The 19,649-nt window shown below is 64.1% G+C and carries 15 protein-coding genes and 1 pseudogene; 8 read left to right on the top strand and 8 right to left on the bottom strand.

Annotated elements, in window-relative coordinates; translation table 11 throughout:
- Positions 1 to 162 precede the first annotated feature (162 nt).
- From HUK73_RS21580 to HUK73_RS21610, 7 genes are all read left to right on the top strand, one after another.
- Positions 163 to 1,220 (top strand): IS630 family transposase gene (locus HUK73_RS21580; protein WP_176592120.1). Its coding sequence is split into 2 segments (ribosomal slippage): positions 163 to 648 and positions 651 to 1,220, totalling 1,056 coding nucleotides; the frame shifts between segments, so codons are not numbered across the junction.
- Between the two features lie 282 nt (positions 1,221 to 1,502).
- Positions 1,503 to 2,498, top strand: a complete 996-nt coding sequence (locus tag HUK73_RS21585; RefSeq protein WP_218036676.1) for a helix-turn-helix transcriptional regulator — start codon at positions 1,503 to 1,505, stop codon at positions 2,496 to 2,498.
- A 190-nt stretch (positions 2,499 to 2,688) separates the two neighbouring features.
- A complete protein-coding gene (locus tag HUK73_RS21590; RefSeq protein WP_176593878.1) occupies positions 2,689 to 3,345 on the top strand; it encodes a hypothetical protein in 657 nt (218 codons plus the stop codon).
- Positions 3,346 to 3,427: 82 nt separating this feature from the next.
- On the top strand, positions 3,428 to 3,775 hold the full coding sequence (locus HUK73_RS21595) for a hypothetical protein (protein WP_176593879.1): 348 nt from the start codon (positions 3,428 to 3,430) through the stop codon (positions 3,773 to 3,775).
- Positions 3,756 to 4,466, top strand: a complete 711-nt coding sequence (locus HUK73_RS21600; RefSeq protein WP_255326482.1) for a C39 family peptidase — start codon at positions 3,756 to 3,758, stop codon at positions 4,464 to 4,466. The genes HUK73_RS21595 and HUK73_RS21600 overlap by 20 nt, the downstream gene beginning before the upstream one ends.
- A gap of 14 nt (positions 4,467 to 4,480) precedes the next feature.
- Complete coding sequence (locus HUK73_RS21605; RefSeq protein ID WP_176593880.1) at positions 4,481 to 5,143, top strand: hypothetical protein; 663 nt, start codon at positions 4,481 to 4,483, stop codon at positions 5,141 to 5,143.
- Between the two features lies 1 nt (position 5,144).
- Positions 5,145 to 6,446, top strand: a complete 1,302-nt coding sequence (locus HUK73_RS21610) for a transporter (RefSeq protein WP_176593881.1) — start codon at positions 5,145 to 5,147, stop codon at positions 6,444 to 6,446.
- Here HUK73_RS21610 and HUK73_RS21615 read toward each other — a convergent pair.
- From HUK73_RS21615 to HUK73_RS21625, 3 genes are read right to left on the bottom strand one after another with little or no spacing between them, the layout of a single operon-like run.
- Positions 6,439 to 8,190 (bottom strand): ATP-binding protein, encoded by a 1,752-nt coding sequence (locus HUK73_RS21615; protein WP_176593882.1) that lies wholly within the window; start codon positions 8,188 to 8,190, stop codon positions 6,439 to 6,441. The genes HUK73_RS21610 and HUK73_RS21615 overlap by 8 nt on opposite strands.
- A complete protein-coding gene (locus tag HUK73_RS21620) occupies positions 8,187 to 8,771 on the bottom strand; it encodes a YfiR family protein (RefSeq protein ID WP_255326484.1) in 585 nt (194 codons plus the stop codon). Before HUK73_RS21620 ends, HUK73_RS21615 begins: the two co-directional genes overlap by 4 nt.
- Positions 8,759 to 10,672, bottom strand: coding sequence for a TonB-dependent siderophore receptor (locus HUK73_RS21625; RefSeq protein WP_255326485.1), 1,914 nt, complete (start codon positions 10,670 to 10,672; stop codon positions 8,759 to 8,761). Before HUK73_RS21625 ends, HUK73_RS21620 begins: the two co-directional genes overlap by 13 nt.
- 262 nt (positions 10,673 to 10,934) lie before the next feature.
- Between HUK73_RS21625 and HUK73_RS21630 the strand changes: the two genes are divergently transcribed.
- On the top strand, positions 10,935 to 12,644 hold the full coding sequence (locus HUK73_RS21630) for an ATP-binding protein (RefSeq protein WP_176593883.1): 1,710 nt from the start codon (positions 10,935 to 10,937) through the stop codon (positions 12,642 to 12,644).
- Positions 12,645 to 12,748: 104 nt separating this feature from the next.
- Here HUK73_RS21630 and HUK73_RS21635 read toward each other — a convergent pair whose 3' ends face one another.
- From HUK73_RS21635 to HUK73_RS21655, 5 genes and pseudogenes are all read right to left on the bottom strand, one after another.
- Positions 12,749 to 13,567, bottom strand: a complete 819-nt coding sequence (locus tag HUK73_RS21635; RefSeq protein ID WP_369805591.1) for a hypothetical protein — start codon at positions 13,565 to 13,567, stop codon at positions 12,749 to 12,751.
- A 46-nt stretch (positions 13,568 to 13,613) separates the two neighbouring features.
- Complete coding sequence (locus HUK73_RS21640) at positions 13,614 to 14,768, bottom strand: TonB-dependent receptor domain-containing protein (RefSeq protein ID WP_176593884.1); 1,155 nt, start codon at positions 14,766 to 14,768, stop codon at positions 13,614 to 13,616.
- Positions 14,768 to 15,874, bottom strand: coding sequence for an endonuclease/exonuclease/phosphatase family protein (locus HUK73_RS21645; RefSeq protein WP_176593885.1), 1,107 nt, complete (start codon positions 15,872 to 15,874; stop codon positions 14,768 to 14,770). Before HUK73_RS21645 ends, HUK73_RS21640 begins: the two co-directional genes overlap by 1 nt.
- A gap of 136 nt (positions 15,875 to 16,010) precedes the next feature.
- Positions 16,011 to 18,239, bottom strand: a complete 2,229-nt coding sequence (locus HUK73_RS21650) for an amylo-alpha-1,6-glucosidase (RefSeq protein ID WP_176593886.1) — start codon at positions 18,237 to 18,239, stop codon at positions 16,011 to 16,013.
- A gap of 114 nt (positions 18,240 to 18,353) precedes the next feature.
- A pseudogene (locus tag HUK73_RS21655) lies at positions 18,354 to 19,452 on the bottom strand (glycosyltransferase family 4 protein).
- Positions 19,453 to 19,649: the final 197 nt, after the last annotated feature.

Consider the following 19,649-nt stretch of genomic DNA (forward strand, 5'->3'; position numbering starts at 1 on the left):
GGATTGGCCCAGCCGCCAAGGCCGGGGGAAACGCATGCCGTTCCCCTGCCTCCCCATGTTCAGGGCGGATAAGTTATACCAACGTCCGGAAAGCCTGACTCATAAGGGGTTGCCATGTCCGAGCGGTGCTGATTCAAGGTGGCAAACGAGCTGGAGTTTGTCATGCCGATCCCGCTTCGCGCCGACTTTGACGCTACCCTGGTGAGGGCCGCGGCCCGTAAATCGAAGGATGGCGCGCAAGCGCGGCGATTACTGGCGCTGGCGGCGATCTATGAGGGGTCGAGCCGTACCGAGGCGGCACGGATCGGCGGGGTGACGCTGCAGATCGTCCGCGACTGGGTGTTGAGGTTCAACGCGGCCGGACCCGATGGATTGATCGACCGGAAGGCGCCGGGCCAGCCCTCGCGCCTGAGCGCTGCCCACCGCGCAGCCCTCGTCGAGATGGTCGAACGGGGTCCGATCCCCGCCGTGCACGGCGTGGTGCGCTGGCGGATCATTGATCTGGCTCAGTGGCTATGGGACGAGTTTTCCGTCTCGGTTTCGAGGCCGACACTGAGCCGTGAGCTGCGGGCGCTGGGCTACCGCAAGTTGTCAGCCCGGCCCAAACATCATGCCCAGGATCCAGAGGCAATTGAGGCCTTCAAAAGGGGGGCTTTGCCGCCGAGCTGGACAAGGTCAAAGCGTGCCTCCCGCGGGGCACACCGATAGAAATCTGGTTCACGGACGAGGCCCGGATCGGACAGAAGAACAAGATCACGCGGCGCTGGGCCAAACGAGGGACGCGACCATCCGCGCCGCATGATCAGCGCACCAGCTCCGCCTATATCTTCGGCGCGATCTGCCCGCAGGAAGGCAAGGCTGCAGGCCTCATCCTGCCGTTCTGCAACACCGACACAATGAACCTGCACCTGGCCGAGATCTCACTGGCCGTCGCTCCTGACACGCACGCCGTGCTGCTCATGGACCAGGCTGGCTGGCATCTGACGCCCAAGCTCAACGTGCCCGGTAATATCTCGATCATCCCGATCCCATCGAAGTGCCCCGAGCTCAACCCGCAGGAGAATATCTGGCAGTTCCTGCGTGACAACTGGCTGTCGAACCGCGTGTTCAACTCCCACGAGGACATCGTCGATCACTGTTGCGACGCCTGGAACAGGCTCGTCGAACAGCCCGGGCGCATCATGTCGATCGGCCTGCGCGATTGGGCCCAGGGGTTCTGATCAGTGAATCTTGGTATTACACCATAATAATCAAAGAGTTCGGTGGGTGTGGTAGATAGTGGTCGGGCCTGATCAGCCAAGGTATCGGCTGCGATCGGTACGAATGCACATGACATGGGTATGAAATGACGCGTCCTGAAGGAGGCGCTGTTCCCGGATTATCGCCCCTTCGACTAATCCGTAAAAGTCATCCTCCGGTCCGATGGGTCCTATATTTTGCGTTGCGGCGAGATTAACTTGCGCCGGCCGTAAAAGGGGGGTGAGGTGGATTCCCTATCCAATATGCATCGACCCAATGCTCAGGCGGATATCCTGCTGCAACTGGTCATCGGTCGATTGGGCACGTCCATGGGGATGTTGACGCTCCATGGTCCGAATGGCGATCCGCCGCGCGTCCTCACGGCTGTCAACATGCCCCAAAGCGTCGCTTCGGCCATGGCGGCCGTGGTCGATGAGGAACTGGCCGTGCCCCGAGCCAAAAATTCCCATTGGCGCTTGCCGTCGGTCGTTCCGTCCACCCGCCAGTCCATCACGCGACTGACCTTCCCCTGCCGGGCCGCGCCGTCTTGCGTTCTGGCCCTGACGGCGTGCAGTACCGGCGCTGACGCCAGTTTCAGGGACGACAATCTCTGCCATGAACTCCAGGCCTGGATCGAGCCGTTCCTGGCCATGTTCTGGCAATCGGAACAGGAGCAGGCCATACGGCACGGGCTGGCAAGGGCCATCGATCGATTCGATTTCGGGATCATCCTGCTCGATGCCGACGGATTGCCTGTATTTGTCAGTGCGCGGGCAGAGCGTCTGCTGGACGTGGGCGACGGCATAAGGCGCGCAGGCCATGCGATCGCGGCCACCGATTTCGATGATGCGGTCCGGCTTCAGGCGGCGATTCGCTCTGATTCGGGCAGCGGAAACAGCTTTCACGTCATGTTGTTGCATCGTGTGCGCCATCGCCCGCTGATCGCGGTCGTCGCCTCCCTGGGCAATCAGCAGGACATATGGGGAAAGACGGCCATCGCCCTCTATATATTGGATCCTGACCAGGATTCGCAGGCGATGGTGGCCGCCCTTTGTCGAGTCCATGGCCTGACCGCGACCGAATCCGCGCTCGCCATGCACCTCGTCAGCGGCGCGACCATCGAGGATGCGGCCGGCCGCATGCGCATCCAGACGCAGACGGCGCGGGCTTATCTGAAACAGGTCTTCGCCAAGACAGGGACGCATCGGCAGGCCGAATTGGTGCGCACGATCCTGAGCGGCATCATTCACATCCATTGATTTCGCCCGCTCCCCCCATTTGAGCGTAGCGATTTGCCGCATATGGGGAGCGCGGCGGCGCCTGTCTGGGGCTAAGTGCGGCGCGGCGTGACGGTTTATATAGCCGCGTCACGACATCGTCTTTCCCGTGAATCCCGCCTCGGGTCATCGGCGATGTGCGTGATAGCCCTATCCGCAAGGAGGAGATGTCATGAAGCGCGTCCTATATTGTGGCATTGCGTTCGGCGCTTTCGCGCTGGCAGCCGCGCCGGCTTTGGCCCAGGATATAACCGCCGACAACGGGTCGACGTTGACCTGGACGAACACCACCACCAGCACGCCGACCACAACCACCACAACCACCAGCACGCCGACCGATAATTCGAACAACAGCGATTCCAGCGGCATCGGATCGGCAAATAATGGCGGCACGGCCACCTACACCTATACCACCATGACCACGCCCAGCAATCTGGCCGCGACGGTGACGGGCGGTGAGGTCTATCTCAATAACTGGGCGCCTGCTGGTTCCGGCGGTTCCGGCGGATCTGGCACGGGCGGCGGTTCCGGCGGCAATGGCGGCGGCTCAAGCGGCGGCGACGGCTCCGGCGGCGCGGGCGGCAATGGCGGTAACGCGAGCGGCGGCGCAGGTGGTGCAGGCGGCGCAGGGGCGAACGGCGGTGCGGCCGGATCGGGCGGCGCAGGCGCGGGGTCGCAAACGATGACATGGGATGCCGAATTCAACAACGGCGCCTTCTCCAACTTTGCGGGCCTCAATGCGATGACCGTCAACACGGGCTTCTACGCATCGCAAAATGCCAATGTGAACGTCAGCGCGTCGGTCGGAACATTGACTTTGACGCGGTGACCTGCGGGACCGGCCGCTCTTCCCCCCTGGAGCGGCCGGTCGCGTTTTCCACGCAACAGCAGTGTAAAAAGGGAGATCGGCCGTGAACTGCTTGATCGCGGCGACGATGGGCGTCGCCTTCCTCCATGGGCTGGTCGCCGTTCCGGCCTATGCCGAGCCGGAGCCTCCCGGTGCGGTACCGGTTGCCGACAGCATGCTGGAGCAGGCGCGCGGCATGGCAGACATCCGGATCGTCGAACAGACCGCGACGACCCAGAACAGCAGCTCGGTTCAGGGCAACAGCATCACCGGGGATTTCACGACCGGCATGGTCAATCTGGGCAATGGCGCGCTCGACAATTTCAACGGGCTGGCGCTGTTCAGCATCAATACGGGCAATAATGTCGCCATCAACAGTTCGATGACGGTCAATGTCGCGATTCAACCCTAGGATCATGGCCGTGGGCGCGGCGATGATGTTGGGCGGTTGTAGCGCCGCGATCAGCGATGCGCCCGGTCGCACCCTGTCGTTGACGGCGGGTGATTATGCCGTGCCGGTCCACAGCGTGGCCGAGCGGCGATTCCTGACGGTGGTGCATCAGCGCTACGACTTCAGCTGTGGTTCGGCGGCCCTCGCCACCCTGCTCCGCTTCCATTATGGCGACAATGCCAGTGAACAGTCGGTGTTCATGGGCATGTGGCAGAGGGGCGACCGCGAGCAGATCCGCCGTCTCGGCTTTTCGCTGCTCGACATGAAGCGCTATCTGAACGGACGCGGCATTCGCGCGGAAGGCTATGTCGTGACGCTGGACGACGTGGCGCGCACGCGCGTTCCCGGCATCGCCCTGATCGATGTGCGCGGCTACCGGCATTTCGTCGTCGTGAAGGGCGTGGAGGGCGGGCAGGTGCTGGTCGGCGACCCTTCGCTCGGTATTCGCCTGATCGACAGCAAGAGCTTTGCAAAGATGTGGAACGGCATTTTGTTCGCGCTGGTCGATGAGGTCGATCATGGCAAGAACAGCTTTGGCCGTGAGTCCGAATGGGCACTGGTCGCGCGCAGCCGCGCGACGCTGGCGATGGAACCGGTGAGCCTGCAGACGCTCTCGCTGGTCCGCGCCCCGCCCTTCCCGATCGAGATGTAAAGGGGAGATGAAGCATGTTCAGACCGATCTGGCTGCTTGGCATCCTGACCTTCCTCTCCGTCGCGCCGGTGGCGGTAAAGGCAGCCCCGTTCGATAGCGCGCCGATAGTGAAGGATGAAAGACTCGCCACCGTTCGGGGTGGCTTCCTGCTGCCCAACGGCATGGACATTCTGCTTGGCATCACCGTCGACACGTTGATCAATGGGCAAAGGGTGCTCAGCACCGTGATGACGCTCGACGACGCCTCCCATATGGCTGTCTATACGGGCGGAGATGTGCAGCAGCAGAGCGGGACGACCCAGCTTCTGGTGCCGGGCGCCAATGGTTCCACCCTTGTCCGCATCACGCAGGGCGACGCGTCCGTGCCGGGCAATGGCGGGGGGCAACCGCTGGCCGTCCTGCCCAACGCCGCGCCGGTCGAGACGCCATGGGGTACGGTGCAACTTGTGCAGTCGGATGGCCAGTCGACCGTCTATCTGCAGGGCGACGGGTTGCAGCTTCGCCAGATGATCGGCGCGGTCACCGGGGCTCTGGTTGCCAACACCGCCAACGACCGGGTGATCGACACCACGGTCACGGTCGATCTGGATGTCCGTCATTCCGCAATACCGACCGCCGCGATGATGTTGCGGTTGGACAATCTGTTGGCCGGCGCGGCGACACGGGGAGGGTTTTGACATGCAGCGTTTGTTTCCTGTCCTTGCAGCCTTTTGCCTGACTCTGGCGCCGGACATGGCGCGGGCCGATCCGATGCCTTCCGATTCGCGGGCCGTTGACATGATGCTGCTGCGTCGCCAGATCGCCGATGAACGCCGCGCGGTTGACGTGCAGCAGCGCGCGCTGGATGCGCAGAAACAACGCCTCAACATCCTCGAGGATGCGCTGCTCGACCGGATGCGCGCCGAAGGATTGCCGATAACCTCGCCCCTGACGCCGATGATCGACGGCAGTCAATTTGTCGGCAACCAGCCGCCCGCGCCGGAGGTCGGGATCAAACCGCCGGAAAGCGACACGCCCCCCCATGTCGCGGTGATCGCCGATCAGGGCATATTGTCCCGTCCCGGCCGTCTGGTGATTGAGCCGACGCTTGAATATCTCCGCTCCGACCGCAACCGCTTCGTGTTCCGTGGCATTGAAATTCCGCAATCGGTGCTGGTCGGCGTGTTCGACATCAACGAAAGCCATCAGGACATCCTCACCGCTGGCGCCACGATCCGTTACGGCCTGACCAGCCGGTTCGAAATCTCGGCGCGTCTGCCCTGGGTATTCCGCCGCGATACGGCCGTGCTGGTGCCGCTGGTGCAGAACCCGCCGGAATCGGGAGTCGGTACCGTCGACACCTCTACCAGTGGATCGGGGCTGGGCGATATCGAACTGCAGGCGCGCTACCAGTTGACCAGCGCCGGTCATGGCTGGCCCTATATGATCGCGGGGATGCAGGTCATCGCGCCGACCGGATCGGACCCCTTTGGCCTGCCGCGCGACGCGCTGGGCAATGCCGAAAAATCAGCGACCGGATCGGGATTCTGGGCGGTTCAGCCAAGCCTGACGATGTTGATGCCCAGCGATCCCGCGACCCTGTTCGCCGTGTTGGGCTATACCTATAATTTCGGGCGCAACGTTGACACCCGGATCGGCACGGCGCAGATCGACCGCGTCGAGCCGGGCGGCGCCCCCAACGCCACGGTCGGCCTTGGCATCTCGCTCAACCCGCGACTGTCCATGAGCCTTGCCTATGCCCATAACTGGCAGTTCGGGACGAAGAGCCGCATCCGCCCGATCAGCATTATGAACGGCATCGAGACATTGGGCGAGCCGATCACCAGCAAGACGCGCGACCTTCAGATCGGGCGGCTGCTGTTCGGCCTCAGCTATCGCGCGAGCCAGCGGACGACGCTGGACTGGATCGTGGAGGTGGGCGCGACCGAAGACGCCCCGGATCTGCGGACGACGCTGCGTGTGCCGTTCGAGATCAAATGAGCGGGTGTCCCTGCCCGCCTTCATTCCGCTCGATCGTCACGGCGATCTGGACCGACAGATCCTCTATCGAAAAGGGTTTGGACAGAAGCCGTACCCCTTCCTTGGCGGCTGATGCGGCGGCGGCGCTATAGCCGGTCATCAGCATCATCGGCTGGTTTGGCCAGCGCTGCCTGACCTGACGCGCCAAGTCTATGCCGCTGACATCGCCCGGCATGATCATGTCGGAAAGGATCAGGGCATAGCGCGCGCCTTGTTCGATCCGGCGCATCGCGGTGTCGCCGTCGCCGACCCGGTCGATCGCATAGCCCAGTTCGTCCAGCATGCCGCCGACCGTAGCCGCAACCGTATCATCATCTTCGACCAGCAGGATATGCTGCTTGCCGGACGCGATCACGGCATCGACCGGTCCGTCCTGCTTCGCCGGCGCCAGCAGGGATCGCGGAAACAGCAGGGCGATGGCGGTTCCCTTGCCGGGCACGCTGTCCACTTCCACCGCGCCGTCCGAAGCCCGCACGAACCCATAGACCTGGCTCAGACCCAGGCCCGTACCCTGTCCCACCGCCTTGGTCGTGTAGAAGGGCTCGAAAATCTTGTCGACCAGATCGGGCGCGATGCCGGTTCCCCGGTCGGTTATCGCGACGCGGACCCGATCGCCGGTTTCGCCGCCGCCGGGCATGTTGGCCGCCTCGATGGAGATGATCCCACCCCTTGGCATCGCGTCGCGGGCGTTGAGCGCCATGTTGAGGATCGCGACTTCCAGTTCCGACGCATCCACCTCCACCGGCCAGAGGTCCGGGGACAGATGCATGGCGACGGTGATGCTTTCCCCCAGAGAGCGTTCCAGCAGGGCGTCCATATTCTGGATGCGCTCACGCAGGTCGATGACCTCCGGCTTCAGCGGGGTGCGGCGGGAAAAGGCCAGCAACTGGCGCGTCAGCTTGGCGCCGCGGTCAAGCGCCTGGCGTATCCCCGCCTTTAACTTCTCCAGCTTCACAGGATCGCTGGTCCGCTCCATCAGGTCGAGGCCGCCGGAAGCCACCATCAGCAGATTGTTGAAATCATGCGCCACGCCGCCGGTCAACTGGCCCAGGGCTTCCATTTTCTGCGACTGGCGCAGGGCCTCTTCCACCCGCTGCCGGCCCGCAATTTCCGCCTGCAATGTCTGGTGTGCCGCCCGCAGGGAGGAATAGGAGGCGGCGAGAATGACGATCAGAAGCGAGGCCATGACCACGATCACCGCAATGCCCAGATAGCGCGTCAGCCGCCGGGACAGGCTGTCGAGGGTCGAATGAAGATAGACCGACCCCAACTGGACATTGCCCTGCATCACCGGGGCCGTCACGATCAGGGCGTTACCGGCAGTTCTTGGCTCCCCCAGGGTGCCGCGTTCCGGATAGGCCGCACCCGGCTGCGCATAGCCCGCCACGAAATCGCCGTCGCGATCATAGGCGGCCGCAGCGACGATCTGTGGGTCTGCGCGCAGGGCGTTCAGATATTCCCGCAACGCGACATCGTCGTCAAAGGCAAGCGGTGCGGCGATACCGCTGGCCAGCGTTCGCGCCTGCACGGTGATCTGGCGCAGCTTTTCGGTCCTGCCGATCTGTTCCAGTTGCAGGGCGAAGGCGATCCCGGCCAGCAGCAACAGGATCGCGATGACGACCGCCGTCAGAGGGGTCGCCATTTGCGCGACGATCCTGCTGGTGGCGGGATGGAACAGGGTTTTCGCTTCGGGTCCGGTCGTCATTTTCTGTCCACCGAAAGGGCAAGGCCCAGCAGCTTGGAACTGATCTTGAGGCCGCTTGCGCGTGCGCCGTTGTCGTCGATCTGGAAACGGACACGCCCGGCCTGCATCACGAACTGGATCATGGCGCCCGGCGGGCCGCCGTCCCTGTCCGATACGGTCAGGACGGGCTTGCCCGCCAGCGCGGCAAAGGGGGTGTAGCCGGCCTCGGGTGAATGACCCGCGAACAGGATCTGGCAACCCGCCGCATCGTCCGCCGGGCTGAGGCGGCGGACGCTCACGGGCCGGTTGGCCATTTTTTCGCCGCGCACGACCTCATCCAGCGCGGCCCCAAAGGGATCGTCGCCAATGACGCAGATCAGGAAATTCCTGTCCGCGGCGGAGAAAGCGACGGATGGCCATTCCACGAAGGGGGCGAATTTGAAGAGAAAGCTCGCCTTCACGGCCTGTTCGAGCGAGGCGGGCCGGTTGGGGGGCGGAGCGGGCATAGCGCCGCACAGTAGGGGCAGCGGCAGGCACAGCCGCGCCATCCGACCCAAAAGTCCGTTGCGGCAACGATGCCGGAAGGCCTTCAGAGCGTGCATTTGAACGCCACGAACACGCTGCGCCCGACCGGGTTCGCTTGTGAGGCAGGAAGCTCCCGATGGCGTTTGTGGAGGAGGTTGAAACCCGACAGGGACAGTTCCGTCCGGTCGTTCAGCAGCCATCCGAGCCGCGCGCCCAGTTCGACATAGCCGGACACATGCGGATCGGGCAATGCGCTCACATAGCGCATGTCCATGTCGAAATTGATGGTGCGCCCGATGTCCATGGAGGACCGCAGCGAGGCGCGGTGGCGGGGATCGTTGCCTGCCTGGGTGGCGGGCAGAAGCGGCGTGGCGCCGTCCTTGAAGCGGAATTTCTGGACAAGCAGGCTATAGCTCGGTTTCAGCCGCCACCAGTCGGCCAGCCCGACATCGGCCCAGGCATCCAGCCCATAGCTGTCGCCCTTCATGCCATTGCCCCATCGCAACGGCAGAAAGCCGCTTGGCGCGGGATCGACCGTGCGCAGGTCGTCATAGACATTGTAGAAAGTGGAGATGGACAGCGAAAGGCCGGGCGAGGGCGTCAACCGGGTGCCAAGTTCAAAGGCGGTCAGCTTTTCGGAGCGGAAAGACGAAACGGCCGTCAGGATCACGGTCTGCCCGATCGTTTCCACCACGTCCCGGTCGAATGGGGTGGGCGATCGCACAGCGCGGGAAACCGCGCCCCACAGCAGGGTCGATCCGCCCGGCTTCCAGGAAAGCCGGGCGCTGGGCAACAGGGTGAAGCCGGTATAGGTGCGGTTCTCCACCTTGACGCCGACGGTCGCGGTCAGGGTCGAGTCGATGGCGATGCTGTCCTGTGCGAAGATGTTGGCCAACCGTAATGTACGCCTGTCCGGCACGAAAAGCAGGCCCGGAATATCCTCTATCTCATAACGGCTGATCCGGGCGCCGCCGCCCAGCACCACATCATGGCCACCGGTCGGCGAGAAGGAATATTGGGCCTCCACATCGAAGGTGTCGAGCGCGAACCGCCCGCCGTCATGGTCGACTTCGCGCGCGCTGTGATCGTAATAGGCCTGCACCTGGAGGGCGGCGCCCGATGCCATGCTGCGGTTCCAGCGGGTGAGGATGTCATAGCCATAATAGGCTTCGTTCGGCTGGGACCCTTGCGACCGGGAGCCATAATAGGCGTCGCCCTGAACCATCAGCGCCGTTCGGGGTGAGGGCACCCAGTCGGCACGAAAGCCGATCTGCGTGCGGCGGCTGCCGTCGTCGCGGCCCGATGCGCTTTCGAAATTTTCGTGGCGCTTGGCGAAGATGCGATAATTGACCGCGCCGCCTGCCTGCCCACCATAGCGCAAGCCCAGATCATAGGTCCGGTTGCCGCCGACCGCCGTGCCATAAAGGCCCTGCGAAGCGCCCGCGTCGCGCGTGATGATGTTGATGACGCCATTGACGGCATTCGACCCCCAAAGGGTCGCGCCGGGGCCGGAAATCACTTCGATGCGGTCGACATCCTCGGGCAGGACGTCCTGCATGTCCCAGTACACGCCGGAATAGAGCGGAGAATAGACGCTTCGCCCGTCGATCAGGATCAGAAGCTTGTTGGAGAAATTCTGCGCGTCCCCATTGCCGCTCATGCCGCGCGCCGCGATGACGACATCGTTCGGGCCGCCGCGCATCACTTGCAGATTGGGCGCCAGCCGCAATATTCCCGCCAGGGTCAGCGTGCCCGACCGGACGATATCGTCATGTGTGATGACATAGATAGAGGCCGGAACATCCGCCAGTGACGCGGTGGAGCGCGTGGCGGACGTGACATCCAGCCTCGACAGCGCGGAAATCGGCATGTCGCGCAGTTCTTCGATGCTTTGCGCCTGGACGGGAAGGGCATAAAAGGCCAGCAAGCCAGCGATCATCAGGCCTGTTGCGCAGGCGGTTGCGCCCTTTGACGTCATCTGCTGTCCCCCCTGCGCCCGCATTATTTCCCCTTGCGTGCCAGATCGTTACGCGATGCTATACTAAAAGTTCCATGGCGAATGTCATAATTTGCCAAAAAGCCCGCCCATTCGGTTTCTGGCGCAGGGTTAAGGATGAATTGACCGTTGGTTGAAGGGCACGCCGCCAGCCCGGCATCCTAAGCCGTTGATCATATTCGCTTTGTGATCATTCCCTTCCGATGATACGAAGAGGCGCGGATTTCGATGCAGAAGGCTGTCGATGGATAAGAAATTGGCAAGCGAACGCGATTCCGAACAGAAGGCGCTGGCGGCGCGATGGAGCATCGCGGCCGAAGCGATGGAGGCTCTGGCCGGTGCGCGCTCGCTGGATGCCGTGACCAATGTGCTGCGCGCCTTCGCGCGCCGCGCCGTGGGGGCGGATGGCATCGCGATCGTGCTGCGCGACGAAGATCAATGCCATTATATCGCCGAGGATTCGATGGAACCGCTCTGGGCGGGCCAACGGTTCCCGAGTGAGAACTGCGTGTCCGGCTGGGCCATGGAGCATCGGCAGACCGCCGTGATCGCGGATATTTTCGACGATCCGCGCGTGCCGGTCGAGGCGTATCGCACCACCTTCGTGCGGTCCATGCTGATGGTGCCGATCGGCCGGATCGACCCCATTGCCGCAGTCGGCGCCTATTGGTCGGAATTCGGACAGCCGACCGACAATGAGATCGCCCTGCTGGAAGCGCTGGCCCGTGCAGCCTCCACCGCGCTGGAAAATGGGCGACTCTTCGCATCGCTCGAAACGCTGAACGATCAGCTCGACCAGCGCGTGCGGGAGCGGACAAAGGAACTGGAGCAGTCGCAGGACAGTCTGCGTCAGGTCCAGAAACTGGACATGCTGGGTCAACTGACCGGACATGTCGCCCATGATTTCAACAATCTGCTGATGCCGATCGTCGGCGGGCTGGACCTGATCCTGTCGGGAAAGCGGACGGCCGAAGCGATCGAACGCCATGCCGCCATCGCCATGCAGGCGGCGGAAAGCGCGCAGACGCTGGTGCAGCGGCTGCTGACCTTCGCCCGTCGCCAGTCGCTGGCCGTGCAGTCGGTCGACCTGTCCGTCCTGCTCGCGGGGATGCAGGCCTTGCTTGGCAGCACGCTGGGGCCGCGGATCAATCTGTCGATCGATGTCCCGGCGACCTTGCCCGCCGTCCATGCCGATGCCCATCAGCTGGAGATCGCGATCCTCAACCTCGCCGTCAACAGCCGTGACGCGATGCCCGATGGCGGTGCCTTCATCATATCGGGCGAGGTCCGTCGGATGCGGCTGCCCAAAGTCCTGGCGCCCGGCCAATATGTCTGTCTGACCATCGCGGATACGGGCACTGGCATGACTTCGGCGGTCAGGGCGGCGGCGACGGAGCCCTTCTTTACGACCAAATCCTCCGGGCACGGCACCGGCCTTGGCCTCTCCATGGTCCACGGCCTTGCCGGGCAGTTGGGCGGCACGCTGGAAATCGACAGCGCGATCGGCGCGGGCACGCGCATCCGGCTCTGGCTGCCGGTCGAGCAGGTCATGGGCCCGAAGGCGAAGGCCCCGGTACGGGACGAAGGCGGGAAAGCGCATCCAGGCAAGGTCCTGCTGGTGGACGACAATGATCTGGTGCGCAGCAGCACGCGCGAGATGTTGACGGACATGGGCTATGAGGTGGTGGACACGGACCGCGCCGAAAATGCTCTGCGCATGATTGAGGCTGGCGAACGGCCCGACATCCTGATCACCGATCATATCATGCCGGGCATGACCGGCGTGGAACTGGCTTTGCGGATGCGCGTCGATCATCCGCGCATCGCCTTGCTCATCATATCGGGCTATGAAGGGATCGACCTGATCGCACCCGATATTCCGCGCCTGTCAAAGCCGTTCCGGCACAAGCATCTGCAGGCCTGCATCGCCGCAGCGCGCGCGCAGGCGGCCTAGAGCGATTTCCAGTCAGATGGCATCATCTGGCGGTCAAGAAATCGTGGTAAAACAAAGCAATATGGCGGTCGATCTGGTTCGATCCGATCGCAAACCGCTCTAGTCTAGGGAGCGATCCGGCTGGCGATGATTGCATTCCTCGCCCGGTCGATCGACCAGAGGCGATCCGGCTGCACCGGGTCCCAGTCAATGGCCTGACCGGGCGTCGCAATGCTGACGGTGCGGCGCAGTTCCAGTGTGGAACCGGCCTCCGGCACGGCGAGTTCGTACATTTCCGGCCGATCATGCCCCGTCACATAGAGCCGGCCATCCGCGCTCCAGCTGGCGCCCGAACAGCTATAAGGCGTGAAGCGGGCCAGTATTTCGGGCGGGAAGGTCCAGGCGGCAACCTGCCGGAACTGGTCGTCCATGCGAACCAGCAGGGTATAGCGGGTGTCGCGGCCCGGTTCGCCGCCCTTGCCCGCATAATTGGCGAATACTGCCCACCATGCGTTATCGTGCCGGTCCAGCGCGGTCAGCGAACCGGGGCCGAACCCCAGGCTGACCGTGCGCAGATGGCGCAGCGTGCCGGTGTCGAAAAATTCGACCGCGCTGGTCTGGGGCACCACCGGATAGTTGGACGCCGCGCAGACCAGTTCGCGCCCGACCACCGTGCAACTGTTCATATGCGGGAACAGCCGCCTTTCGCCCTGCCATTGCGCGACGCGTTCGCCGGTGGCGATGCGATATTTGCCGATCCGGTCATTGTCGATGGCGTAGATGAAACGGCCGTCCGACGCCGCGCCTTGATGGGCTTCGGGGGCGGTCAGCCGCAGCGTCACGGGCGCGGGAGCGGGCGACGGCGCTTCGGCGGGCTGGGCAGTCGCCATGCTGCCCATGGCGATGCCAGGGAGGATGGCGCAGAGGAGAGGGGTGAGCTTCATGCAGTCTTGCCGATTATGGCCGTTGTTTGACAGTTTGAAGTCGCGCCTACCAGTTGAGTTTGACCCCCAGCACCAGCCCGCGCGCCCGGTCGGCGGCAAGAACCGGGCCTGAGGGTGCGTCGCTCGCCAGAGCGCTGCTGGCGAGGCGGTCGGGATCGGTCAGGCGCAGCGACAGCGCAAGCGGGGCGCTGGGGCGCTGGTAGCGGATGTCCGCCTCGACCCGGAAGCGGCGGCCGAATGATCGCGCATCGCTGGCAAAGGCAGGCAGGCTGCTGCTGGTGCCGCGCATCGTCGCCTTCAGCGGCCCATGGGTCCAGCCCGTTTCCAGTGTCAGGCTATGTTCCGAACTGCCATGATCGGCGGCGCTGTTGAGACGGGCCTCTCCATAGCGCATGGCCCAGTACCAGTGCGGCGACAGGCGGTGACGAAAGCCGATGCGCACGCCCTCAATCGTCGCGGAGCCGCCGTTGAGCGGCAGGGCGGATCGGTCGAGAAAGGACAGCCGGTCGCTGATCTGGCCATGATAGGCGGTCATCGCCAGGCTGAGTTCGGGCGTCGCCTGCCAATCGGCGTCGAGGCGCAGCCGGCTGTGCCTTTCCGGTTGGAGGCGTCGTGCCAGCGCGCGAAAATCCTCATGGGCAAGGCCCATCGGTCCCGATCGCCCGGTTTCCCCGAAACCGCGTGCGATTTCCCGGTAGCTGAATGCCAAAGCGAGATCATCGCGCGGGGTGAAGGCGATGGCCGCGCGGGGCAGGAACCAGTCGCGGACGCGCAGCCGCCCATCCCGCCCCACGGCGGTGACATTGGCGCCATTGTTGATGAGCTTCATGCCCTGAAAACCCAGAACCGCGCTCAGATTGTCGCGGATGGACAGGCGATCCTGAACGGTCAGCAGAACCATGCGGCTGCGCGGGGCGAATGTCGGTGACCTGTCGTCGCTGCCGGTGAAGGCCAGCTTCTGCCGCCGCAGCATGATTTCCACCATGTCCGCACGATCGTCGACGGGGATGATATCCAGCCGGTCGATGCGCGCCCGCGTCGTTCGCGCCGGGACGAAGCCGGTATGCAGGCCGGGCAGGCCGGATCGCGGCTTCAGCGAAAAGGGCGTGCCTTCATGCTGCAACAGCATCTGTGCGGCGGCCGGGTCATGTCCGGCGATCAGCGTCGCGGCCAGCGCGAGCGCAAGGGCGTGGCGGACCATCAGCGCAGATCCGCCGCGCGGCCGGGCAGGGGATCGCGGCTGGCGAAACGGACCGGCGCCTGGGTCTGCCGGACGGGCATTTGGTAATGGACGACATAGCCGAAATGATCGGACAGCGGTTCGCCTGCCCCTTCGGAACCGAAGGGCACATGCGCCTGAACCACGGCCATCGGTGCGCCATCGCCGTTGCGGGCGAAGATCCAGTCCTTGCCATGTTCGACCGCGTGGAGCAGGTCGGGCCGCGCCCCCCGGTCGGTGGCCGACCGGGCCAGTGCCTGGCGCGCGCCCTCGAGCGCAGGGGCGACGAAGGGCAGGCCGGACTGGTGGAAGCTGGTGAAAAAGGCGCCCTGACGCAGCCTGTCGCTGCCGATATTCATGTCGCCGCCCAGGATCATCGCCTGTCCATCCGGCACATGGCTGGCGATGAAGCGGGCCATCAGTGCGGCCTGTCGGCCAAAGGCCCGCTGCGACCGTTCGACAGGCACCATGGCCGCCGTTCGGGCATTGAGATGGGTGTTGACGATGCTGACCGGCCCCATGCCCGGCACGGCGAGATGCGCGATCAGCACGCCCTTGTTTGCCATGCAATCTATCCCCGCGCAGGCGAAATCGGGAAAGGCCATCCGGTCGATCCGGCTGATCGGATAGTCGGACAGGATCATGAGGCCGCTGTCGAGGGACTTGCCCATCCGCTCGCCCCGGTCCCAGCGTGCCTTTTCCAGATAGGCGATGTCGGCGGCGTCCGCGCGAGACCCGCTTCGCAGGGCGCTGTCTGGACCGAAGGCAACATGCCGATAACCGGCCCGGCGCGCGGTGGCGATGGCCTGTGCGGAAAAAGCCTCCTGAAGCAGGACGATATGCGGCTGTTGTCCCTCCCGCCGCATGGCCGCCAGCCGCTGGCCGATTTGCGCCAGTGCATCGTCGCGACCCAAGGCAAGCGGCCAGGGCAGCCCCTTGATATTATAGGTCATGACGGAAAGCGCATTGTCCTGCACCGACATCGCGGCCGGTTTTGCGGGCAGGTGGCGCGCGTCTTCGCGGCCTGCCCCCGAAGTTGCAAGCGTCGCCAGGCCGGCGAAGAGCAGCGGCTGAAAAGCCTTGAACATGACGATGACCCCCCAATGGCGGCGCGATTAGCGTCCTATTGGGTCAGGCCGGTGGCGATCACGCTGCATTAGGGTTAAATTTTCGAGGCGATTCCTTCATCAAATTGCAACAGGTTCGTCATCATGGGTCGGTCGATCAGGCAATCGTGACGACCCGCGCGCTGCCGTCGCGGCCGAGCGGCTTCACCACCACCTTGTCGCCCATGCGGTCGAACGCGATGTCGACGCTGGCCGCGCCGATGCCCAGATGCCGGATGGTCAGCCGGTCGAGGAAATGCGGCAGGGTCGGTTCCTGCAAGCTGATCTGCGCGGCGGCGACGTCGAAGCCCAGGCCAAGGCTGGACTGGATCAGCGCCAGCGGCGCGGCGGCGGACCAGGCCTGCGGGCTGCATGCGACGGGGTAGAAGGTCGGCCCCTGCGACCGGCGGCGCGGGAATCCGCAGAACAGTTCGGGCAGGCGCATCATGTCGACATAGGTGGCGGCGGCGAACAGCCCTTCGAAAATCTGCGCGGCCTCGCGCCTGTAGCCGTAGCGGGAAAATCCGGCTGCGATCAGCGCATTGTCATGCGGCCAGATCGATCCGTTGTGATAGCTCATCGGATTATAGCGTTTCTCGGTAGAGGCGATGGTGCGCACGCCCCAGCCGGAAAAGGACGCGGGCGCCATCAGCGTGCGCACGACCGCCTCGGCCCGCTTTTCCAGCGCCAGCCCGGTATAGAGGACATGGCCGGCATTGGAGGACCGGACGCGACACGGCTGTTTGTCCCCATCAAGGGCCAGCACATAGGTGCCCAGCGCCTCGTCGAAGAAAATGGCGTCGAAGCGGTCGCGCAACTCCTCGGCGCGTTCGCGATAGCAGGCCGCACGGCCCGGATCTCCGATGGCCGTGAACAGGGCACTCGCCCCCTGCCAGGCGCCATAGACATAGGCCTGCACCTCCGCGAGGGCGATCGGACCGCGCGCGATCGTGCCATCGGCATGGAAGATGGAATCATGACTGTCCTTCCAGCCCTGATTCTGCAGGCCCTGATCGGTCTGCCGGCCATATTCGACAAAGCCGTCGTCGTCGCGGTCGCCATGGCTGTCGATCCATTCCAGCGCCGCCTCGATATTCGGCAGGATCGTCGTCAGAAAGGCGGTGTCGTTTGTCCGTTGCAGATAGGCGCCGGCCAGCATGACGAACAGCGGCGTGGAATCGATGCTGCCATAATAATGGCGGAACGGCACCTCGCCCAGTTCCGCCATCTCGCCATGGCGGACTTCGTGCAGGATCTTGCCCGGCTCGGCATCGGCGGCGGGATCGAAAGCGGTCGCCTGATGGGCGGCGAGATAGCCCAGTACGCCCCGGCTGACCGCAGGGTCCATCCACAGCGTTTCCAGCGCGGTGATGATCGCGTCGCGCCCGAATATGGTGCTGAACCAGGGAATGCCCGCATAGGGATAGGGACCATATTCCATGTCGGTCGACAGCATGGAGATGTCGGCAACCGACCGGCGGGCGACTTCGTTGAACAGGTCGTTGGACGAATGGATGCTGGCGCCGCGCTTGCGCGCCAGCCGGAGCGCCTGCATCGCTTCCCGAAGCGATTTCAGGAACTGCTTGGGCAGCGGATCGCGGGCCTCGGCCTTCCGGCAGCAGATGCGGACGAAGAAGGCGCGGCTTTCGCCCGGCGGCACGGTGATGTCGGCCCGCGCATTGCTGTCGGTCAGCATGGTCGGCACCGGATCGAAATGCAGGTGGGTCTGCCGTTCGCGATCGTCCCGGCCGCGATAGCTGAGCAGCACGTCCGCCGTGCCGACCTGCGGCGGGTTCATCGTGCCCCGCCGCAGCCGGGTCATCCCGCGAATCTCGAACAGGTCGGCGAAATCGGCGGCAAAGGCCAGATTGAGCGTCGCCGTGCGGGTTTCGGTGTCGAAGTTGCGGATGGTGAGGCGTTCGTAAAGCCCATCCTTCCACAGGAAACGGGTGCGCCGCAAATGGATCAGGTCATGCTCCACCGCCACCCGCCCGTCCTCGCCGATGAAATCGGGATTGGCGAGGTCGCAGGTCAGCATCGCATTGTCGTCGCGCAATGCGGAACTGAGCAGGATCGGCCGCATCCCGTTGATGGTGAGGTAAAGATGGGAAAGATGCCGTGTGTCGCGATGATAGAGACCCTCCGGGCTGCCCGGCCCGGAAATGGCGTCGCCGCTATGGTCGAACACGGCGAAGCTGTCGCCATGCTTTAGCGTGCGCGGCCTGCGTTCATGGAGAGAGGACGTCGCAGGAATGAAGAACTGGGTCTGCGCGTTGGAGAGCGCCTGTCCTCCCTCTATCCCGCTTTCAGGGTCAGTCGTTTCGGGCTGGGACTGGATCAGCGACATGGCGTCTCCCTCCTCATGATGCAAAGGCCGGCAACATCGTTCGCCAGGCCGGAAGCCATGGAAAGCAAGGAACAATCCAGCGGTCGTTCCGGTTCCGGCCGCAACGCGCCCACTCTAGGCGACGATATGCAGTTCAGCTTCCTCGCCGCGCTGTCGGCGCAACCGTGCCGCCTCGATACGCGCGCCGGGCAGGTCATGATACAATGCGACATAGTCCGCTGCCATCCGCTCCGCCGTGAAACGTGCGTCGAACGCGCCATGCACCCGGGCCCGGTCGAGATGCGGCAATTGCGCGACGGCGGCGACGGCTTCATCCTCGCTCTCCACGATGAAGCCTGACAGACCATGGTCGATGACTTCAGGCACCGATCCGCAGCGGAAGGCGATGACCGGCGTGGCACAGGCCATCGCCTCGATCATCACCAGGCCGAAGGGTTCGGGCCAGTCGATGGGGAAAAGCAGGGCGCTGGCCTGACCCAGAAACCGGGCCTTTTGCTGTTCATTGATCTCGCCGATATAGTCGACATTGGGATAATGTTCGATCAGCGGGGCGATCTCCTGCTCCCAATAGGCACGGTCGACCGCGTCGATCTTGGCCGCGATTTTCAATGGCATGCCCGACCGCGCGCCGATGCGGATGGCGCGGTCCGGCCGTTTTTTCGGGCGATATGCGGCCGAGGAAGGCCAGATAGCCTCCGCCCCGTCCCTCCAGCCGGGGCGGCAGCAGGCCGGCGGGCAGGCCGTGATAGATGGTTCCGCCCCAGTTGACCGGTGGCATTGGCAGCCGTTGATGATCCGAAATCGACACCAGACAATGGTTGGCGAACGTGCGGTAAAAGGCGGGCAGGTCGGGCAGGTCGAGTCGGCCGTGCAGCGTCGTGACGGTGCGGCCGATGAAATCCTGGATCATCGGCAGGTGCAGCATGTCGATATGGAAATGCAGTGCGTCGAATTCGTCGGCGCGGCGGCGCACCGCCTCCAGCAGCATCATGTGCCAGGGGATGGGATCGACCACGCCGGGATTGAGGCGCAGCGCCATGTCGGTGATGGGCACCAGTTTCGCGCTGGTGCGCGAATCGCCGCTGGCGAACAGGGTCACGTCATGCCCCTGACGCACCAACTCTTCGGTCAGATAGGAAACGATGCGTTCGGTGCCGCCATAGAGCCGTGGCGGTACGCTTTCGGCCAGGGGAGCGATTTGTGCGATTTTCATGCAGGCATCCTCTTTCAAGAAAGAAGCCCTCCGTGCCCCGACCTGCGGCAGGCTGTAGCGGTATAAGCGCTGAACCCTGATTGTCGTTCCCACCGGGCGGAAAGCGTCATCGGCTGGTCCAGACAGGCCCCTGTCGTGGCCGCTCGCGAGCGGAAGACTGTTATTTCCGTTGAAATCGCACAGGATTGGGGCAGATT

This window comes from Sphingobium sp. EM0848 (genome assembly GCF_013375555.1).
Classification (GTDB): Bacteria; Pseudomonadota; Alphaproteobacteria; order Sphingomonadales; family Sphingomonadaceae; genus Sphingobium.